We start from the raw sequence: 18,820 nt of genomic DNA on the forward strand, positions 1-18,820 counted from the left end.
TCTCGAACCTTGGGAGGGGTTCTGCATGGGAAACTATCTTTTGGGGCTCGACGCCGGAAACACCGTCATCAAGGCGGTGATTTTCGACCGGGCGGGCAACGAGATCGCAGCTGCGTCCGAAGAAGGACACAGCCGCATGCCGAGCCCGGGGCATGTCGAGCGGGGTCTGGACGAATTATGGGCGAATGCCCGCCAGGTCATCCGCGCTTGCATCGAAAAGGCAGAGATCCAGCCGGAGGAAATTGCCGCGATCGGTTGCGCCGGGCATGGCAACGGTCTCTATGCGCTTGATCGCGACGGCGCTCCGCTGCTCGGCATCCAGTCGCTCGACACGCGGGCGGCCGGGCTGGTCGATGAATGGCGAGAGGCCGGCGTTGGTGACCGGACCTATCCGATTGCTCGCCAGCGTCCGTGGCCATCCCAGACGCCGACATTGCTTGCCTGGCTGAAGCGTCATCGGCCGGATCTGTTCAACCGCATCGGTACGGTGTTCTTCTCCAAGGATTTCGTCGTCAACCGCCTGACCGGCCGCCGCGTCAGCGAGGTGTCCGACATGTCGGGGGCCGGTCTGCTCGATCTTGCCGCGCGCCGCTACGACAAGGGGCTGATGGAAGCCTATGGATTGGACGATTGCATGGACCTCTTGCCGCCGCTCATCGAAAGCGCCGACATTGCCGGTACGATAACGGACGAGGTGGCGACGCAAACCGGGCTTGCCGCCGGTACGCCTGTGGTCGGCGGGCTGTTCGACGTTGTCGCCTCGGCGCTCGGCTCGGGCGTTTCGCGCACTGGCAGCGCCTCGATCATTGCCGGCACCTGGAGCATCAACCAGGTCGTTATAGATAGTCCCGACCTCGACGGGCCGGTCTTCATGTCCTCGACCTTCGATCGCAGCCGTTACATGGCGATGGAGAACAGCGCCACCTCGGCTGCCAATCTCGAATGGCTGGTGCGGGAGTTTTTCGAAGGCGTGCATGCGGAAGGCGTTTCGCCCTTCGATGCCTGCTGCGCACTGGCCGGGGCGATCGAGCCCGCGGCAGACGACCCGCTCTACCATCCGTATCTCTATGGCGCCCAGCAGGACGGCCACGCACGCGCCGGCTTCTACGGCATTGCCGGCTGGCACACCAAGGGGCATCTGGTTCGCGCGCTTCTCGAGGGTGTCGCCTTCGGTCATCGCCAGCACATCGAGACGATCCGAAAGGCCGGCGCGGTGTTCAACGAGGCGGTGCTCTCCGGCGGCGGCTCGCGCAGCCTGATCTGGCCGCAGATCTTTGCCGATGTGCTCGGCGTACCCGTCACCGTCGCCCGCTCGCGCGAAACCGGTGCACTGGGGGCGGCGATCGCGGCCGGAACCGGTGTCGGCGTCTTCGCGGACTTCGGCGCTGGTGCTGCGGCCATGGTCCGGACCGAGCGCCATTATCGCCCGGATGTCTCGCTTGAGGCGCATTACGCGCGGCGCTACGCTCTCTATCAGGATATCGCCGAAGCGATGGCACCGCTCTGGCGGCGTCTGACGGCGGTCCCGCCGGCGGCAGCGGGGGCGGCGGCGTGAATATGCGTGTGAATGATGCAGCCATTGATGCGGCCATTGATGCAGGAACCTACGATTTCATCATCGTCGGCGCGGGATCGGCGGGATGCGTTCTGGCCAACCGGCTGTCGGCCGATCCGAAAAGCCGCGTCCTGCTGCTCGAAGCCGGCGGCAGCGACCGCTATCATTGGGTGCATGTGCCGATCGGCTATCTCTACTGCATGGGCAATCCACGCACCGATTGGATGATGAAGACGGCGGCGGAAGCCGGACTGAACGGTCGGTCACTGCCCTATCCGCGTGGAAAAGTGCTGGGCGGCTGTTCGTCGATCAACGGCATGATCTACATGCGCGGCCAGGCGGCCGACTACGACGGCTGGCGGCAGGCGGGCAATTCCGGCTGGGGCTGGGACGACGTGCTGCCCTATTTCCTCAAATCCGAGGACAACTATCGCGGCGAATCGCCGATGCATGGGGCAGGCGGCGAATGGCGGGTGGAGAAGCAGCGGCTGTCCTGGCCGATCCTCGATGCCTTTCGCGATGCGGCCGAAGAACTCGGTATACCGAAGACCGACGATTTCAACGATGGCGACAATGAAGGCTCGGGCTATTTCGAGGTCAACCAGCGCGGTGGCCTGCGTTGGAACACGACGAAGGCCTTTCTGCGCCCGGCGATGAAGCGGCCCAATCTGCGTGTGCTGACCGGCGCCGAATCCGAGCGGCTGGAATTCGACGGCAGGATGGTGACCGGCGTGCGGTTCCGGCTGAACGGGCGGAGTCATCTGGCTCGCGCCGGTCGCGAGGTCATCCTGTCTGCCGGTGCGATCAATTCACCGAAAATCCTGGAGCTTTCCGGGGTCGGTCGACCGGATGTATTGTTCGCTGCCGGACTGGACGTCGTCCATGAACTTCCGGGTGTCGGCGAAAACCTGCAGGACCATCTGCAAATCCGTACGGTCTTCCGCATCGAGGGCGCAAAGACGCTGAACCAGCTCTATCACAACCTGTTCACCCGGGCGGGCATGGGGCTTGAATATATGCTGCGCCGGTCCGGGCCGCTGTCTATGGCGCCGAGCCAGCTCGGTATCTTTGCCAAGAGCGATCCGGCTGTTGCGACCGCCGATCTCGAATATCACGTGCAGCCCTTGAGCACCGACCGGCTCGGCGAGCCGCTGCACAAATATCCCGCCGTCACCGTCTCCGTCTGCAATCTGCGGCCGGAAAGCCGGGGGACCGTGCATGTCGGCGGCCCGGACTTTTCCGTGGCGCCGGAAATCCGCCCGAATTATCTTTCGACCGTCGGTGACCGGATGGTTGCGACGAAATCGATCTGGCACGCCCGCCGGCTTATGGAGGCCGGTGCGATCGCCAAGTACCGGCCGCAGGAGATGCTGCCGGGCACAGAATACCAGAGTGACGACGACCTGATCCGTCGCGTCGGCGATATCGCCACAACGATCTTCCATCCGGTTGGTACCTGCAAGATGGGCAGCGACATGATGGCGGTTGTCGATCCGCAATTGCGGGTGCATGGGCTGGCGAAACTGCGGGTGGTCGATGCCTCGATCATGCCGACGATCGTGTCGGGCAATACGAACTCGCCGGTGATCATGATTGCCGAGAAGGCCGCGGAAAGCATTCTATCAGGGGTGTGATGAGCTCTTCGCCGTGATGAACTCCTCGCATTGTCTAAAGCGAATGCGTGGAACATCCTTTTGTCAGAGACAAAATGCTCAGTTTGCCGCGACTGCGCTGGCGTGAGCGTCGTCACGCGTAATATTCGGAATTTCCATGGTGCTGACGTTAAACGACACGCCCAGGCCTCGATTGCCTGCGTTTCGGCTTAAAGCACGTCGCACAAAACTGTGCGTTTTGCGACAACGACATGCGCAGCAAAAAGAGCTGTAGCACGAAGAGCGAATCTGAAAGATCGCGCCGCGCTGTAGAGTACGAAGGCATTCGCGCCTGCGGCTCGTGATGATGAGCCCAACCCGCTCAATGCAGGTTGGGCCATTTTTGATCAGAGGGTCGAGACGTTCTCAGCCTTCGATTTTCCGGTCTTGCGATCCTGTCCAACTTCGAAGCTGACCTTGTCGCCTTCGCGGAGCGACCCGCCGCTTTGCAGCGCAGACACGTGAACAAAAACGTCCTGCCCGCCACCCTCAGGGGTGATGAAGCCGAAGCCCTTGTCGTCATTGAAGAATTTAACGGTACCTGTCGGCATGAGATAACTATTTCCTTGTATCGTTCAGCGATTTGCGAAGGCGAAACTATAGCTTCGGGGCTTCTCTATCAACCCTTTAGCACGCCGACGGCTCTTTGAATGTAAAAAGATATCAGCTCCGACGAAGGTCAATGCGGCTCGTAACAACCGATCGACCTGTAGCGGGGTCGGTATCGACGGTTGTGAGGCGCATGCCCGATGCCCCGGTTTTTTCGATTGTCATCTGCGCACGGCGATCGCCATTGACCTCTTTCGCCCATTTGATCGCGAGGCTTATGGCATTACCCGCGCGCTTTCCGCCAAGACCCGCGGTACCTGTGCCCGCGCCCACGTAGGAGCCGGTGTAGCTGTCACCGCTGGCCTTGAGGTTAGCGCTGATGACACGGGAAAAAACGACGAGACTGGTGCAGCGCCCATTGAGCGCAAGGGAGCTCGCATTCGCGTCCGACGTGAAACGGCAAGTGACTTTAATGGTGGGTGCATTTGTCCGCACTTTCACCGTACCGTTGCCGCTCCAATTTCCCGCCAGTGTTTTGAGGAAGGCGGATTCGTCGGCGTGGGCCGCACCGGCGGTGAGCATTGACGCCGTCGCTGCGGCGATGGCGCAGGCAAGGATCTTAATCATCTGAGTAACTTTCGGGCCGCGTAACATCCGCATCATGACGCTCGGCTCTTCGAGGATGAGGGTGTCATATAACCGCTCGGCGATGATTTGGTTCCGTATCGGAGGCATTCGATCGCGTTCCCAACGCGGCGCGCACGTTTTCAACAAGATCAATGGACCAAAGATGCCCACGCACGCTCAAAAGGATTGCCGATCTCCCGTCGCAGCCTTTAGATCGGCCTTACACAATGAGATTGTGGAAGCCGGCCGGAATGACATCAATTCCGCTATAGCGCCCAGCGTCTTTTCAGATGCGCAAAGGACGCCGCAGCGCTTTGAATTGCTGCCTCATTGGCCGCTGCCTGAGCTTGCCAGCCCACTGCGCTGTCACATATGAGGGGTCCGACGCCATTGCCTTCACTTGTTCTTCCTGGTCGCCCGCTTTCGTTGGCGCGCAACGTTATCTCCACGCCGAATGCTTACTTCTGGGCAACGCCCATTATCCTGGCGCTGGCTGTGTTTCTATTCGTCTCGGAAGCACCAGGCGTGATCCGCGATTTCCAGATCAGCCAGAACCCATTGACGCTGGAAAATGGCGATGTTCAAAACGGGCGATGCACGACACGCAAGGCAGTCTTTACCGATTGCGATGCTCGCCTTGTCTACAGCTACGGCGGACGAGACTACGACACCGAGGTGGAGGTCATGTTCGTCGATTTCCATACTGGCGACTACGAAACCGGTCTTGTGATATCAGCCGATCATCCGGAACTTGCGACGATGAGCCTGGGTCTGGACATGCTCTGGAACCGGATCATCACGCTCACTGTGTTCGCGCTACTGTTTGGCGGCATGGGCTTGGGGATGATATTTCTCGCTATCCGCATCTGGTGGGTCAAAGGCCAATTGCTTCGGCCTGCCATGCTGACCCCCGTTCCGGTCGAGATCACCGCATTCGATCGCAAACGCGGCGTCCTTTCCATCACCTATAACGACAAGATTGCCGACGACAAAACGGGGCGATCAGCTTACACGCGCATGAAGAATGGAGAGGAGCCTCTGATCGTCGGTGAAGCCAATGGCAAGGCGATCGGGCTGGCCGTGAGGCACGGCAATACGGCCCTGCCGGTGCTTCTCGACGATCGTCTGCAGCGCATAGAGCTTACGGATAATGAGCGCAACGCGGCTCTCGCACCCTTCGCGTATCAGCAAGAACACGACCAGAGTGTGCCGATCTTGATTGAAGAACCAAAAAGGGCGGTATCGATCTGGAAGCGGCTGCAGGCTTTCTTCGGTGTGTTGCTTCTGATCGTTGTGGGTGTGGTCGGCTTCTGGCTTTGGTATGTCACGACCTCCACGACAGCATTCCAGTCGCCTGGCATGGACATCAACAATCTCATGCCAGCGCCGTTGAACGAGTGGGGATGCGAGCAGCTGAAAAAGCGTTTTAGTCAGGATCGCGCGCCGTTTGGTTGCGTCGCCGACGATTATACGAGCTGGAAATAGAGAGGGGGGCCCGCTGTTTGACCGGGCCTTCACGGTGGGTGGGGGACCGGAGCGGCACGAAACCGCGTCACTCCGGTCTCCGAGCGTAAAACGTGTGCCACCCATCGCCGTCACGGTTGACCCTGTGTGCGTCCCATTCAAGAGCCAGGCCTGCCTCCTTGATGCACAGCGCGAAATCGTCCCGGCGCCAGTAGGACATGTGGTAGGCGCCGCTCGTCTCTCCGTCCCCATCACGCATCGACACCAGGAAGACGCCTCCCGGGCGTAGCGCAGCGACGATCTTTTCGAGAACCGGGCCGGTCTGGTCACGAGGCGCATGGATGAGGACACAGAGAGCGACCACCGCGTCATAGGGGCCGCCAAGGTCGTCGGTGATGACGTTGAGGAGCTCGCCCTTCTTGCCGCGCGCCGCCTGCAGTTCTAGAAACCGTCGCGTCGCATCGGTTCGCCTTACCGAAACGCCCTGTGTCTCGAGGAAATCCGCATCCCATCCGGCCCCCGACCCGATCTCAAGGATCTGGCCGCCCTTGCCGGCGGCGGTAGCGACCTGACGCAGTGCCGCCTCGAGGCTCGGCCAGGGAAACTGATCAACGATGCGACTATAGTCATCGGCGCAACCTTCATAAGAATCGATCGTGCGTTGGGTGTTGGCCAAGGTGGCGGATGAGATGTTCATTTGACCTCCGGATGTTCGCATTTGGGCGCCGCTCGGGGGCGCCATATAACCATCCTCGGCCTAAGGCCGGCATAAGCACATCAGGCAACATACCTAGATGATGAAATAGGAATGCAATGCCTGTGTCGTGCGAACGACAGATACAGGAAGGGCATAGCCAGACAAGCGAACCTTAGGCCGGATCTACGATCCGGAGCCGGTGGGCCATGGCGGCCGCGGCGCCGCGGCTGGGGACGGAAAGCTTGCTCAGGATGTTGGAGACATGAACGCTCGCCGTTTTCGAGGAAATGAACAGATTGACGGCGATCTCGCGATTGCTCTGTCCCGCGGCGAGAAGCCGGAGCACCTCGAATTCCCGATCCGTCAGGCCGAGGGGTGCCTTCGGCATGTCACCCTCCTTCCCGTTTCCAAGATCAATGCGGGCCTTTTTGGCGAGGGTCTCGATCTGATTGCCGAGGAGGGAAGCGCCGGTCGAATGGGCAAGGTCCGCGCCTCGCCGGAAATGGCCCGCACCCTTCGCGCGCTGGCCGGCACTCACTGCAGCACCACCGGCCTGCATAAGGGCATATGCCTGCCGAAAGGGCTGGCTCAACTCAGCCCAGCTTTGGGCAACCGCTTCCCACCCCTCGAGGTCGGAACCCGTCGAGCGCGACATCTCGGCCAGGATGCCCAGCCGCTCGGCTTCCTCCACCACATTGCGGCACGGGGACCGAGCGGCAAGGTCGGCGAACTGCCGCGCCACATCTTTCTGGTTCGTATCAACGGCAACGCGCATTGCCGAGGCCAGGAGTGGCCAAGAGACGCGTCCTTGTTTTTCGCAATGGGTCAAGACGGATCTTACCAGGATCGCAGACTGATCCATGTCACCCGCCAGCGCGCGGCTTTCGATGTCAAATCTCAAAAGATTGGCCGCCATGGGACTCGCAACCTGAGGGCCGGGTGGCAGACTGCGCAAGGATCTCGCCGCAACGGCAATTCGATCCGAGTTCCCCAAGACCAAGGCGATCTCCGCCTGGCATTCGAAAACATGAACGAGGCCGAGCGGTAGCGGATCCAATGCCGCCATCCGCTCGCATGTCTCAATGGCTTCGGAAACGCGGCCCAAGGCGAGGAGGGCGCGGCACAAAGGCGAACCGATTATCGCCCCGATATAGCGTGCCTGGCCGAACTCGACCGTCCGCGCAAAGATCGCCGGTCCGATTTCGGCGACCTGAGGAAATTGTCCCGTCTCAAGCAGGGCGCGAAGCAATGCGGCGCCCGCCAGCACCTCGACTCGTCCGATGGACGCCTGCCTGGCGCGGTCAACGACGCTCCAGAGGTCATCGATGTGGTAACTGCCCGATGCCATCTCCAAAGACTCCGCGACGATCAGTGCCTCTATGCGGTACTCCTCGTCATCGAGCCTTTCAGACAGATCCTTCAGTTCGTCGCCCAAGCGCCTGGCGCGATCGAACTCTCCCCTTAGTATCAGCGCGCGGGAAAACTGCCCCAGTCCGTCCGCGCGCAGCCTTGTGGAATCTAGCGCATGATCGAGCGCGCGCTCGAGATCGGCGATCTCGCCTGGGATAAGCGCGTGTTGACGCATCACCGCGCGCTGCAGAAGAAGCGCTGCCAGTTGCTCCTTGTCGCGACCGACATCCACTTCGGCGAGTGCGCGTTCGACAAAAGCCAGCCCCTGTTCCGCCTCCGCTGCCCAGCAGGCGGCATCGGCAGCGAGTTCCAACACCTTGCAGTGATCCGCGCCGATCACGTCAATCGCATCATCGACCTCGGGCCATACTGCCAACACGAGCTTCAGCATCTCCATCTGGTCTGCATAAGCGAAAGTGGCAGCGGCCTCAGTGGCGGATTGCCACGCCCATCGCAGGCAATTCTCGGCTTGGCCGGCGCCGTACCAGTGGCGCGCGAGCGCAACGGAATGCCAAACCCGGTAGCTTGAAACCGGTCCGTGTTCGAGCACGTCCGCATAGGCGCGATGGATGGCCACCTTTTCGCCGGCGATCAGATCACCCCGCACCGCTTCGTGGATAAGTGCGTGGCGGAACGCATATCCGTCATGATCAGGCACCAGGATCCCAGCCAAAATCGCAGGACGCAGCCATTTTGCCAATTCAAGGTCGGCCTTGTTCGCGACGCTGCGAAGAAGCGCATGAGTGATATGCGGGCCGCCGAGCGCCATCACCTTCAACAGCTCGGCCGTCGACGCCGGCATGTCCCTGACGGCTCTCAGCAGGTAGTCGTTGAGCGAACCAGGAAAATCTCTGCGCAAGCCTCCGCTCGCATCGATGAGTGCCTCCGTGAAAAGCGGGATTCCGCAGCACCGCGCATGGACCTCATTGATCAGTGCAGGTGTTGGCGGGCGTCCCAGGAGCCCCTCGAGTTGCACGGCGACCTCCGCACGCTGAAGGCGGGGAAGCGTCAATACTTCGGCACCCCCGGACAGTGAGAGGTCCGCGACGGTCGTCCGCAGGGCGTTGGTGGCGCTGGTCTCCTCGGGTCGATAGGTGACGATCAGCATCAGCCGAATTTTCTTCAGCCGTGTCGCGAGGAAACGAAGCAGGTCGCAAGTTGCCTGGTCGGCCCAGTGAATGTCCTCGATGACCACCACGAGCGGCGTCTCGCGCGCCAGCTCCTCGAACAACTTTCGCAGCACCTCGAACAGCCGCGCTCTTGCGATGCCCGCATCAAATCTTTCGGAGTTCTCGCCGAATTCGGGAAGAAGCCAGGCCAGTTCTCGCGCACCCTCGGCGCCCACAAAGGATTTGACTGCCGGCGCGCCGCGCAACTGAACAAGTTCATGCAGCACAGCCGTTACCGGCGCGTAAGGCAATGCCGATTCCCGCTGCTCAATGCACCCGCCTTTCAGAATCAGGGTACGGCCGGACAGTCGGTTGGCAAACTCTTCAACCAACCGCGTTTTGCCGCCGCCTGCTTCCGCCCCGACAAGAAAGCAACGTTGCCGCCCGCCGGACACATCTCGGAAAGCGGATTCCATCGAATCGAGTTCAACTGCACGGCCTGAAAACCGAGACCTTCTGAGGGATGTCGACACAAGATGCTCCGAAACCTGAAGTTCGAGATTAGCAGAGATGAAGACATAGTCATCCCGACGGTGCAGAGTAGCGATGTGGAGATCGCAAGCGCCGGCGATGTTCAGTCCCCGGAATCCTGACCTGCATCCGACTGGATCACTTTATGCCGCGGAAGTGGTTTTTGCGGCCTGTCATACTCAAAATGCCCGATGCGGCACCACCCACCTTAGCCAGAGGATAGGGAACACGCAGACGTCGAGTGACGTTCGCGTGAAAGCCTGCAGGTACGAAGATTTCGCTGCTTCACCCAAGCCAAGAAAGGATGCCGCCAAGTGACTGAACGTATGATCAAGTTTGACGACGTCGAGATTGCCACGCAGGCTTTCGGCAACCCGGCGCATGAGCCGATCCTGCTCATCATGGGCGCCATGGCTTCAATGTTGTGGTGGCCGGACGGCTTCTGCCAAAAGCTTGCTGATCACGAGTTTTATGTCATCCGCTACGACAATCGAGACACCGGCCGCTCGACGATCTACCCGCCGGGGGAGCCGCCCTATGCAATGGACGACATGGCCGAGGACGCCATAAGGGTACTCGATGGCTACGGCTTAGACCGCGCCAATCTGATCGGAATGTCGTTGGGCGGCACGATCGCCCAGATCGCCGCACTGTCAAATCCGAAGCGCGTCAAGACACTAACGCTGATCTCCACCTCACCGGTGGGCGTTGATACCAGCGCTCTACCCCATACCACCGACGCCTACATGGAGCACGCAGCGACGGGTGAGCACGTCGATTGGACAGACAATGCCCAAGTGATCGAATTCCTCCTAAAAGATACCCAGATGATCGCCGGTTCGGCGCACCTTTACGACGGACGGCAGGCGCGCGCCTTCGTTGAACGTGACGTCAAACGGGCCAAAAACTTCGTCAGCGCCACCAATCATTTCATGCTGAAGGGCGGCCAGGCCTTAAAGGGCAAACTGGCCGAACTTGCTGCGCCCCTCCTTGTCATACACGGAACGGCCGATCCAATTTATCCCGTTGAGCACGGCGAATTGCTGGCACGAACCGTCAAGGGAGCGAAGCTCATTCGGATCGAGGGCGGTGGCCACGAAATTCATCTCCAGGATTGGCGGGAGATCACTTCTGCCATCGACGCCCATTGCCGTCCGTAGCTTGATGGCATTAGGAACCAGGCAGGCCGTGCCGACCAACAGCTACGCCCTTCCGTACATCCGGCTCGCGCGCAGCAGGCGTTGCGAGTAGGGGTGTTCGACCGCACCTCTTCGCAGGGCGCCGACATCGATCTGTTCGACGATCTCGCCCGCTTCCATAATGGCGACGCGGCTGCACATGTGCGAGACGACGGCGAGATCATGGCTGACGAGCAGATAGGTCAGACCGCGATTGGTGCGCAGATCCTGGAGGAGATTGAGGATTTCGGCCTGAACGGACACATCGAGCGCCGATGTCGGTTCGTCGAGAAGCAGAACGTCAGGATCCAGCATCAGTGCGCGGGCGATCGCCACGCGCTGGCGCTGGCCGCCGGAGAGCTGGTGCGGAAATCTGTAGCTCAGCGCCGGATCGAGGCCGACCGATCTCAGGACGGCGTTCACGTCGACGGAATTCGTATCCAGGCCCTGGTTGCGCAGCGGTTCTTTCAGCTGCGAGCGGATGGTCTTGCGGGGATGGAGGGATCCGTAGGGGTCCTGGAACACCATCTGCACCCGGCGGAAGAATGGCCGACTGCGCCGTTGATTCAACGGCTCGCCTTGAAGCTCGATCCGGCCGTCATAATTGGCGTTGAGGCCGGAAAGCGCCCTAAGGACAGTCGACTTCCCGCAGCCGGACTCGCCGACCAGGCCGAAAGCAGTTCCCTTTTCGATGGCGAAGCTTACGTCTCGAACGACAGGCCGCTGCCCGGGTCCGAAACGGACCGTAAGATTGTCGATTTTAATCACCGCGGCGGCTCCAATGCGAATTCTTCAAGCCAGGCCGGATCTCGTTTCAGGATCGGCAGCCGGGCAGGGGGATCTTCGATCGTCGGCAAGGATGCCAGCAACCCTTGCGTATAGGGATGTCTGGCCTTGTCGAGATCGCGCGCCTCGAGCACTTCCACGACCCGCCCCGCATACATGATGAGGACGCGATCGCAGAAATTCCGGATGAGATTGAGATCGTGGCTGATGAAGATCAGCCCGAGATTGCGGCGCAAGACGAGTTCGTCGAGCAGGGCCAGGATCTCGAGCCTCACCGTCACATCGAGTGCCGACGTCGGTTCGTCGGCGATCAGCACTTCGGGTTCGGCAATCAGCATCATGGCGATCATCGCCCGCTGGCCCATCCCGCCCGAGATTTCGTGCGGGTAAAGGCGGGCCACACGCTCCGGATCACGGATCTGGACGGCCTCGAGCATATCGAGCGCCTTCTGCCAGGTCTTCTTGTTGCTCGTCCTCGGATGATGGAAGCGGTAGGTCTCGGCGATCTGTTCGCCGATCCGCATGACGGGATTGAGCGAATATTTCGGATCCTGAAGGATCAGGCCGATCCGCCGCCCCCTGATCGTCATCATCGTTTTTTCGTTCGCCTTGAGCAGATCGACGTCGCGAAAGCGCATCCGCTCGGCATTGACGATCGCGGTCGGTGGCAGCAGCTTCATGATGGCGCGGCCAACGGTCGACTTTCCCGACCCGGATTCACCGACGATCCCTAGCTTTTCCTGTCCAAGCGAAAAGCTCACGCCGCGCACGGCCCGCACCTGTCCGCCGCCGAAGGCGATTTCGAGGTTCTGAATATCGATCAGGTCAGTCATTCCGAACCTCGGGGATCGAGAACATCGCGAAGCGCATCGCCGACGAGGTTGAAGGCGAGGCTGACGAGCGCAATGGCAATGCCGGGTGCTGCGATGACCCAGGGGCTGTCGAGCATGAATTCACGTCCGCTGGCGGCCATCGAACCCCATTCCGGCCATGGCGGCTGCGCGCCGAGGCCGAGGAAGCCGAGACCGGCGGCAGTGATGATGATGCCGGCCATGTTGAGGGTGACGCGGACGATCACCGAGGGAATGCACATCGGCAGGATGTGACGAGTGATGATCGCGATTGATGTCGCGCCCTGCAGGCGTATGGCGGCGATGTAATCCGCCTTGCGAAGGCTGAGCGTCTCGGCGCGCGCAAGGCGCGCTATCGGCGGCCAGGCCGTCAGTGAAATCGCGATGATTGCATTGGTGATGCCTGGACCGAGCGCTGCGGCAAAACCCAGCGCCAGCACGAGGCCGGGGAAGGAGAGAAAAATATCGGTGACGCGCATCAGGATTTCATCGACGATGCCGCCGAAATAGCCCGAGACGGTGCCGATCAGCAGGCCGAGCGGGGCGACAATGACCGTGACGAGCATGATGATGTAGAGCGTCGTGCGGGCGCCATAGATCACCCGTGAAAAGACGTCGCGGCCGAAATTGTCGGTGCCGAGCCAATGGCTCGCCGATGGCGCGGCAAGCCGTCCGGCCATGTCCTGAACGATCGGATCGTAGCTCGTCAGGAGCGGGGCGGCCAGCGCCACGACGATCAGCAGCAGGATGATGGCTAATCCGGCCAGCCCAAGCGGGTGCAGGCTGAATTTCCGCCAGCCCTGGTGAATTTGCTGCGCCGATGACTGGAACCAGCCTCGAGGCTCCGGTGCGAGCAGCCAGTTGCGAAGGCCGCCGATGTTGACGCTGTTTGCGTGCTCAGAGGAGATCGTCATGGCGTCACCGTGTCCTCGGATCAAGAATGCGATAAAGGAAGTCCGACAGGATGTTGATCGTCAGGAAGACGGCGCCGATCGTCAGGACCGAACCCATGACCACGTTCATGTCGTTCATCTGCAGCCCCCGGGTCAGGTACTGACCGAGCCCCGGCCACCCGAAGACGGTCTCGATCAGCACCGCGCCTTCGAGCAGACCGCCGAAGGTCAGCGCCATGATCGTCAAAAGCTGCACGCGGATGTTCTTGAATGCGTGGCGCCAGACCACCTTGCGGGTGCCGAGCCCCTTGGCCCGCGCCGTGATGATGTATTCCTGGCTCAGTTGCTCCAGCATGAAGCTCCGCGACATGCGGCTGATATAGGCGACGGAATAATAGCCGAGGATTGCCGCCGGAAGGATGATGTGGCCAAGGGCGTTGTAAAACACGTCCCATTGGCCCTGAATCGCCGCGTCGATCAGGAGAAAGCCCGTCATCGGCGTGACGAGGCCTTCATAGAAGACATCGATCCGGCCCGAGGCGCCGACGAGCTTCAGCTTCGCATAAAAGACGAAGAGCGCCATCAGCCCGGTCCAGAAGATCGGGATCGAGTGGCCGGCAAGGGCGACGATCCGTGCGATGTGGTCGATAATGGTTCCGCGCCTGACCGCAGCGGTGATCCCTAAGGGAATGCCGACGATCGCTCCGATGATCATGGCGATGATCGCAAGTTCGATCGTCGCGGGAAAGATCGCCATCAGATCGGTGAGGATCGGCTGGCCCGTCGTCGCCGACATGCCGAGATCGCCTGTGGCGATCTTGCCGACGTAGGACAGGAACTGCATCCAGATCGGCTGCCCAAGACCCAGCTCGTTATAGACGCGATCGTAAACCTCCTTGCTGACTTCCGCCCCGGTGATGGCGAGCACCGGGTCAGCGGGCAGCAGGCGGCCCATCGAGAAGGTCAGGAAGAGCAGGCCGAGCAGCGTCGTCACGACGGCCACGACGCGTCCCGCCAAGCGCCGCAGCAGGCTCAGTGCCGGGTGAGGGGCCGCCTCGGCGAACCCGCCGGCCGGGGAGGGCAGGCTGCTCCCCCCCTTCGATGTGATATCGGCGCTTGCCACGGCTTTCTACTCCTTGGTCACGTCGTGCCAGCGCGTCGACCATGTCGTATGCCCGTGATAGCCCTTCACGTTGGCGCGCATGACATAGGGGTCGGTTCGCTGGAAGAAGATGACCAGCGGCGAAGCCATGCCGGCATAGATGCCGTCCATCTTCTTGAAGATGTCGGTGCGCTTTTCCGTGTCGCGCTCCTTCATTGATTGGTCGATGAGCGTGTTGAGCTCGTCCACCTTCATGCCCGTGCGCCATAGGTAATAGCTGCCGAGGCGTGCCTCGTCGCTATTGTCGGGGTTGAAGGCATATTGCGTGGCGACCGCGAAGGGATCGGGCAGACGGGCGCCGGAATTGCCGAGCAGCACCTCGAATTTGCGCTCGCGGAAAGCGGGCGTGAACTCGCCGGGCACGAGATCGAGATCGATGCCGGCGGCGCGGGCACTCGCCTGCAGCGCTTCGGCGAAGGGCAGGGTCGGGGCTCCCGACGGATTGAGCACCTTCTTCAGGCCATTGGGATATCCGGCCTCCGCCAGCAGTTGCTTGGCCTTGGCGGGATCGTAATCGTAGCGCACCTCCGCCTCGCCGGGAGCGCCGATCATGCCGCGCGGGATCATCGACTGCCAGGGAAAGCCCGTATGGCGCATGATGTTGCCGGAGATCGCTTTCCAGTCGAAGGCATGCTGGAAGGCCTCGCGAACCTTCGGCTTCTGCAGATCCGGGTCTTTCTGATTGAGGGCGATATAGTAGAAGCCGAGACCCGGGACATTCTCGATGACCATGTCCTTCTTGGTAGCGAGTGCATCGAGATCGCCGCTTGCCACATACTGGCCGACATCGACGTCGCCGGCTTCGAGCTGAAGCCGGAGATTGCCGGATTCCGGGATATGACGAGCGACGACGCGCGCCATGGCCGGCTTGCCGCCCCAGTATTTCGGCTGCGCATTGAAGATAGCGACATCGTTCGGCCGCCACTGCGCCAGACTGAATGGGCCACTGCCGGCGGAATTGGCGGAAAGCCAGGCGCCGCCGAAATCGCCGTTCGCCTCGTGCGACAGAACCGTCTTCTTGTCGACGATGCCGATCGACGAGCCCGCCAGCGAATAGAGCACCAGATCGGTATTGACCGCTTGCGGCAGCTCGATCTCGAGCGTGTGTTCGTCTTTTGCGCGAACGAGCTTTTCGACGTTTTCAGGTGTGAAGCCCCAGAGCGCGATGTCCGTGGAGCCGACCTGGCCCATCTTGATGACGCGCTGGATCGACCAGGCAGCATCCTCGGCGGTCACCTTGTTGCCGCTCTGGAAGACGGCGTCGTCGCGTAATGTCAGCGTGATGATCTTGCCATCCGCCGAGACGCTCCATTGCGTCGCGAGCATCGGCTTCAGCGTTTTAAGATCGTCCGGCGACAGTTGCACGAGGTTGTCGTAGAGGTTCGAGATCAGCTCGGAAACCGTGCGGGCATTGTTCTGGGCCGGATCGAGCGTCCTTATGCCGGTGAGATTGGTGCCGATCACCAGCATGTTGGGCGGCGAGGCCGCGAAGCTGGGCTGCGCCGTCGTCAGGGCGCCGGCAATTGCGATCGTTGTCAGTACTTGTCTCAGCATCTCAAGACCTCCCAATCCTGTTGTTTGTGGATAGTGTCGAAATCAGCCGGCCGCCTTTACGGCCGGCTGGTCTGAATGAGTTTGAATGTCGCCTTCGGCCTCCCAGCCTTGAAGCAGCCGATGAAGCTCCTCGCGGTCATGCTGGTCGAGCTGCGGCAATCCCGGCACACGCACGGGACCGACATCGAGACCGGAATAGGTGACGGCTTCCTTGACGACGGTCACGTTCGTGCCATTGCGGAATTTGGTTCGCATCCGTTCGAATGGCTCGAGCTTGTTGACGACCGCCCTGGCGGCGGCAAAATCGCCTTTTTCAAGCGCAGCGTGGACCGCAAGCGAGAGCTTCGGCGCCACATTGACGAGGCCGGACGTGAAGCCGCGGGCGCCGGCTGCGGTAAATGTCGGCGCCCAGCTCTCCGCCAGGCCGCAGACGAACAGCGCGCCGCCGGGGCTCGCCGCCGGGATCGCCCTCGACAACAACATCAGATCGGTCGTGGCGAATTTGATGCCGGCAATATTGCCGTGATTTGCGAGGCGGACGATATCGGCGACGGCGAAACCATCCGCCCTGACATAGGCGATGAGCGGCAGGGACGAAGCATCCGCAAGATTGCAGAAATAGTCGATCTGGGCCGCAGGTGCCGCGAAAGGATCGACGGGCTGATGTGACATGACGGCGGATGCGCCGATCGCGGCCGCATCTTTCGCCATGCCGATCGCCTCGCGCAGCGACCGGCCGATCGCCGCCGTCACCGGCGCCTTGCCGGCAACGCCTGAAACCGCCGCTTCGTGGACGATCCTGATCTCCTGCGGCGTCAGAGCATAGAATTCTCCGGTATTGCCGGCAGCGACGATGTTGTGAATACCCGCCGCCGCCACCCGCTCATAGACCTTCGCCGTGATCCGGGGTTCGACTTCACCCTTGCCGTCATAGGCGGTGACCGGAACACCCGATACGCCTGTAAGCGCCTTGCGCATGGTTGCGATGCTCATCTTTCTTCCCCGTTATCTTTCCATCAATCCGCCGTCACCCGAAGGGTGATCGGCACGCCGTCACCCGGGGTGATCGGCACGCTGTCATCCGACGGGATGATCCCCGAAGCGGAAGGGCGGCAGGCCCTCTGCATCCACGTCGAAGGCGATCACCGTCCCCGCTTCGAAACGTCCGGAGCGGTCCGTCGACAGGCTCGTGACGAAGAGGGCGCGCAGATTCGGCCCTCCGAAACACGGCATCGTCGGTGCGGGGACTGGCAGAATGTAGATTTCGACGATTTCGCCTTCGGGCGATATTCGGTTGAGGCGACCGGCGGAAACGCCGGCACTCCAGTAGAACCCGTCACGATCGGTTGTCGCTCCGTCCGGCCGACCCTCGTCTTCCGTGAAGCTACGAAGCCGGCGCCCATCGCCGAGGTCGCCCGTATCAGGATCGAAGTCGAATGCCTGCAAGAAGCATTGCCGGCTGTCGGAATGATACATCCGCCGGCCGTCCGGCGACCAGGCAAGGCCGTTGGAGCTCGTCAGTCCGGTTGCAACGGTCCGGGTGCGGCCATCGGCGCCCACGCGGTAAAGTGCGGCCTCATCGGTCTGCGGCTTGGCTTCGCTGAACGAGCCGATCCAGAAGTGCCCGTCGGGGCCGACCTTTCCATCATTGAGGCGGCAATTGATGTCGCGTCCGACCGGATCGCACAGAAATTCGAAATCTCTTGAGACGGGATCGAAGAGATGGACGCCCGTCTGAAGCGCCACGACGATCCTGTGATCGCGGCAAAGCCCGAGGGCGCCGATTGCAGCCGGCATGTCGAAGCGGTCGATCTTTCCTGAAGGCGAAAGCCGGACGAGTGCCGGCGCCAGAATATCGACGAACCACAGAGTACCGGTCTCCTCGTCCCATACCGGCGATTCACCGACCGTCAGCGGTTGCTGGATAACGGAACGGACGTCCGGGCGGATGATCCGAGGCGCCGTCATTCAACCGTCTCCGGGCTCTTGGCCAAGCCATCGGCGTCGCGCATGCGGATGGTGCCGTCGTGATTGATCTCACAGAACCCGCCACCCTGGAACGCCAGCGCGACTGGCCCTTCGGATCCCTCTTCGATCAGGGCGTGGTCACGCGGCCGGTCCTGTGGCTGGTAGCCCAATCGTGTCGCCAGATCGTTCTCCCACCACTTCTCCTCGGTGTCAGAAACGCCGTAGACCACTGTTGCTGCGATCAACGGGTGCGAAAGCCCGATCCTGACCAATTGCGCCAGGTCTCGCGCGCTGATCCAGATCGCAATCGATCGTTCGCTGTTAGGATAGGTGCCCGCATTGCCGATGCGGATGGAAAGAGAGCGAATGCCCGACGTGTCGTAGTAAAGTCCGGCCACAAGCTCGCCCCAGCATTTGGAAAGTCCATAGGGGCTGTCGGGGCGCATCGGGTCGAGCGGCGACACGAGCTGGCCGCGCGGATAAAAGCCCGTGGCATGATTGCTCGATGCATAGACGACCCGCTGGACCTTGTTGATCCGCGCCGCTTCGTAGAGATTGTATGTTCCAAGCACGTTCGCGTGCAGAATGGCGTTCATGTCCGTGCCGCTTGCAATACCCGCCAGATGGATGACGCCATCGATATCCTTCAGCGCAGCCGTCGCCTCGTCGAGCTTTGTAAAGTCGGCCCTGACGAAATTCTCGTTTTCGCCAAGCTCGTCGGGCTCCTGGAGATCGATCAGGCTGAGGTGCTCGAAATGCGACCGAAGAAGCGGGCGCAGCAGCGTCCCTACACGTCCGGCAGCACCCGTCACAGCGACCCGTTTCATCATCTCT

The 18,820-nt window shown here is 61.3% G+C and carries 16 protein-coding genes; 4 read left to right on the forward strand and 12 right to left on the reverse strand.

Going from position 1 to position 18,820, the window contains the following annotated elements; all coding sequences use genetic code 11:
- Positions 1 to 25 precede the first annotated feature (25 nt).
- Positions 26 to 1,555: an FGGY-family carbohydrate kinase gene (locus RL_RS36725; RefSeq protein WP_011649514.1), complete on the forward strand. Its 1,530-nt coding sequence runs from the start codon at positions 26 to 28 to the stop codon at positions 1,553 to 1,555.
- A 2-nt stretch (positions 1,556 to 1,557) separates the two neighbouring features.
- A complete protein-coding gene (locus RL_RS36730) occupies positions 1,558 to 3,189 on the forward strand; it encodes a GMC family oxidoreductase (RefSeq protein ID WP_049778482.1) in 1,632 nt (543 codons plus the stop codon).
- A 365-nt stretch (positions 3,190 to 3,554) separates the two neighbouring features.
- Here the strand turns inward: RL_RS36730 and RL_RS36735 are convergent, their stop codons facing one another.
- Positions 3,555 to 3,758: a cold-shock protein gene (locus RL_RS36735; protein ID WP_003550088.1), complete on the reverse strand. Its 204-nt coding sequence runs from the start codon at positions 3,756 to 3,758 to the stop codon at positions 3,555 to 3,557.
- A 112-nt stretch (positions 3,759 to 3,870) separates the two neighbouring features.
- The gene (locus RL_RS36740; RefSeq protein ID WP_032993139.1) at positions 3,871 to 4,491 is read right to left on the reverse strand and encodes a hypothetical protein; all 621 of its coding nucleotides are present in this window, start codon (positions 4,489 to 4,491) and stop codon (positions 3,871 to 3,873) included.
- A 264-nt stretch (positions 4,492 to 4,755) separates the two neighbouring features.
- Here RL_RS36740 and RL_RS36745 point away from each other — a divergent pair, with 264 nt between their 5' ends.
- A complete protein-coding gene (locus RL_RS36745; protein ID WP_011649517.1) occupies positions 4,756 to 5,868 on the forward strand; it encodes a hypothetical protein in 1,113 nt (370 codons plus the stop codon).
- A gap of 67 nt (positions 5,869 to 5,935) precedes the next feature.
- Here RL_RS36745 and RL_RS36750 read toward each other — a convergent pair whose 3' ends face one another.
- Both RL_RS36750 and RL_RS36755 read right to left on the reverse strand, forming a co-directional pair.
- Entirely contained in the window at positions 5,936 to 6,544 is a 609-nt protein-coding gene (locus tag RL_RS36750) for a class I SAM-dependent DNA methyltransferase (RefSeq protein WP_086935641.1), read from the reverse strand.
- A gap of 172 nt (positions 6,545 to 6,716) precedes the next feature.
- Positions 6,717 to 9,596, reverse strand: coding sequence for a helix-turn-helix transcriptional regulator (locus RL_RS36755; RefSeq protein ID WP_011649519.1), 2,880 nt, complete (start codon positions 9,594 to 9,596; stop codon positions 6,717 to 6,719).
- Positions 9,597 to 9,908: 312 nt separating this feature from the next.
- Here RL_RS36755 and RL_RS36760 point away from each other — a divergent pair, with 312 nt between their 5' ends.
- A complete protein-coding gene (locus RL_RS36760) occupies positions 9,909 to 10,754 on the forward strand; it encodes an alpha/beta fold hydrolase (RefSeq protein WP_011649520.1) in 846 nt (281 codons plus the stop codon).
- A gap of 42 nt (positions 10,755 to 10,796) precedes the next feature.
- On the opposite strand, the gene RL_RS36765 is transcribed toward RL_RS36760, so the two are convergent.
- The 8 genes from RL_RS36765 to RL_RS36800 form a co-directional block, all read right to left on the reverse strand.
- Positions 10,797 to 11,540: an ABC transporter ATP-binding protein gene (locus RL_RS36765; protein ID WP_011649521.1), complete on the reverse strand. Its 744-nt coding sequence runs from the start codon at positions 11,538 to 11,540 to the stop codon at positions 10,797 to 10,799.
- Entirely contained in the window at positions 11,537 to 12,391 is an 855-nt protein-coding gene (locus tag RL_RS36770) for an ABC transporter ATP-binding protein (protein WP_011649522.1), read from the reverse strand. Before RL_RS36770 ends, RL_RS36765 begins: the two co-directional genes overlap by 4 nt.
- Positions 12,388 to 13,323 (reverse strand): ABC transporter permease, encoded by a 936-nt coding sequence (locus RL_RS36775; protein ID WP_011649523.1) that lies wholly within the window; start codon positions 13,321 to 13,323, stop codon positions 12,388 to 12,390. Before RL_RS36775 ends, RL_RS36770 begins: the two co-directional genes overlap by 4 nt.
- A gap of 4 nt (positions 13,324 to 13,327) precedes the next feature.
- Complete coding sequence (locus tag RL_RS36780) at positions 13,328 to 14,425, reverse strand: ABC transporter permease (RefSeq protein ID WP_011649524.1); 1,098 nt, start codon at positions 14,423 to 14,425, stop codon at positions 13,328 to 13,330.
- A 6-nt stretch (positions 14,426 to 14,431) separates the two neighbouring features.
- On the reverse strand, positions 14,432 to 16,018 hold the full coding sequence (locus RL_RS36785) for an ABC transporter substrate-binding protein (protein ID WP_003550102.1): 1,587 nt from the start codon (positions 16,016 to 16,018) through the stop codon (positions 14,432 to 14,434).
- Positions 16,019 to 16,060: 42 nt separating this feature from the next.
- Positions 16,061 to 17,011, reverse strand: a complete 951-nt coding sequence (locus RL_RS36790; RefSeq protein WP_011649525.1) for a dihydrodipicolinate synthase family protein — start codon at positions 17,009 to 17,011, stop codon at positions 16,061 to 16,063.
- Positions 17,012 to 17,095: 84 nt separating this feature from the next.
- Entirely contained in the window at positions 17,096 to 17,986 is an 891-nt protein-coding gene (locus RL_RS36795) for an SMP-30/gluconolactonase/LRE family protein (RefSeq protein ID WP_011649526.1), read from the reverse strand.
- Entirely contained in the window at positions 17,983 to 18,813 is an 831-nt protein-coding gene (locus RL_RS36800; protein ID WP_041937037.1) for an NAD-dependent epimerase/dehydratase family protein, read from the reverse strand. Before RL_RS36800 ends, RL_RS36795 begins: the two co-directional genes overlap by 4 nt.
- Positions 18,814 to 18,820 lie beyond the last annotated feature (7 nt).

This window comes from Rhizobium johnstonii 3841 (genome assembly GCF_000009265.1).
In the GTDB taxonomy this organism is placed as follows: Bacteria; Pseudomonadota; Alphaproteobacteria; order Rhizobiales; family Rhizobiaceae; genus Rhizobium; species Rhizobium acaciae.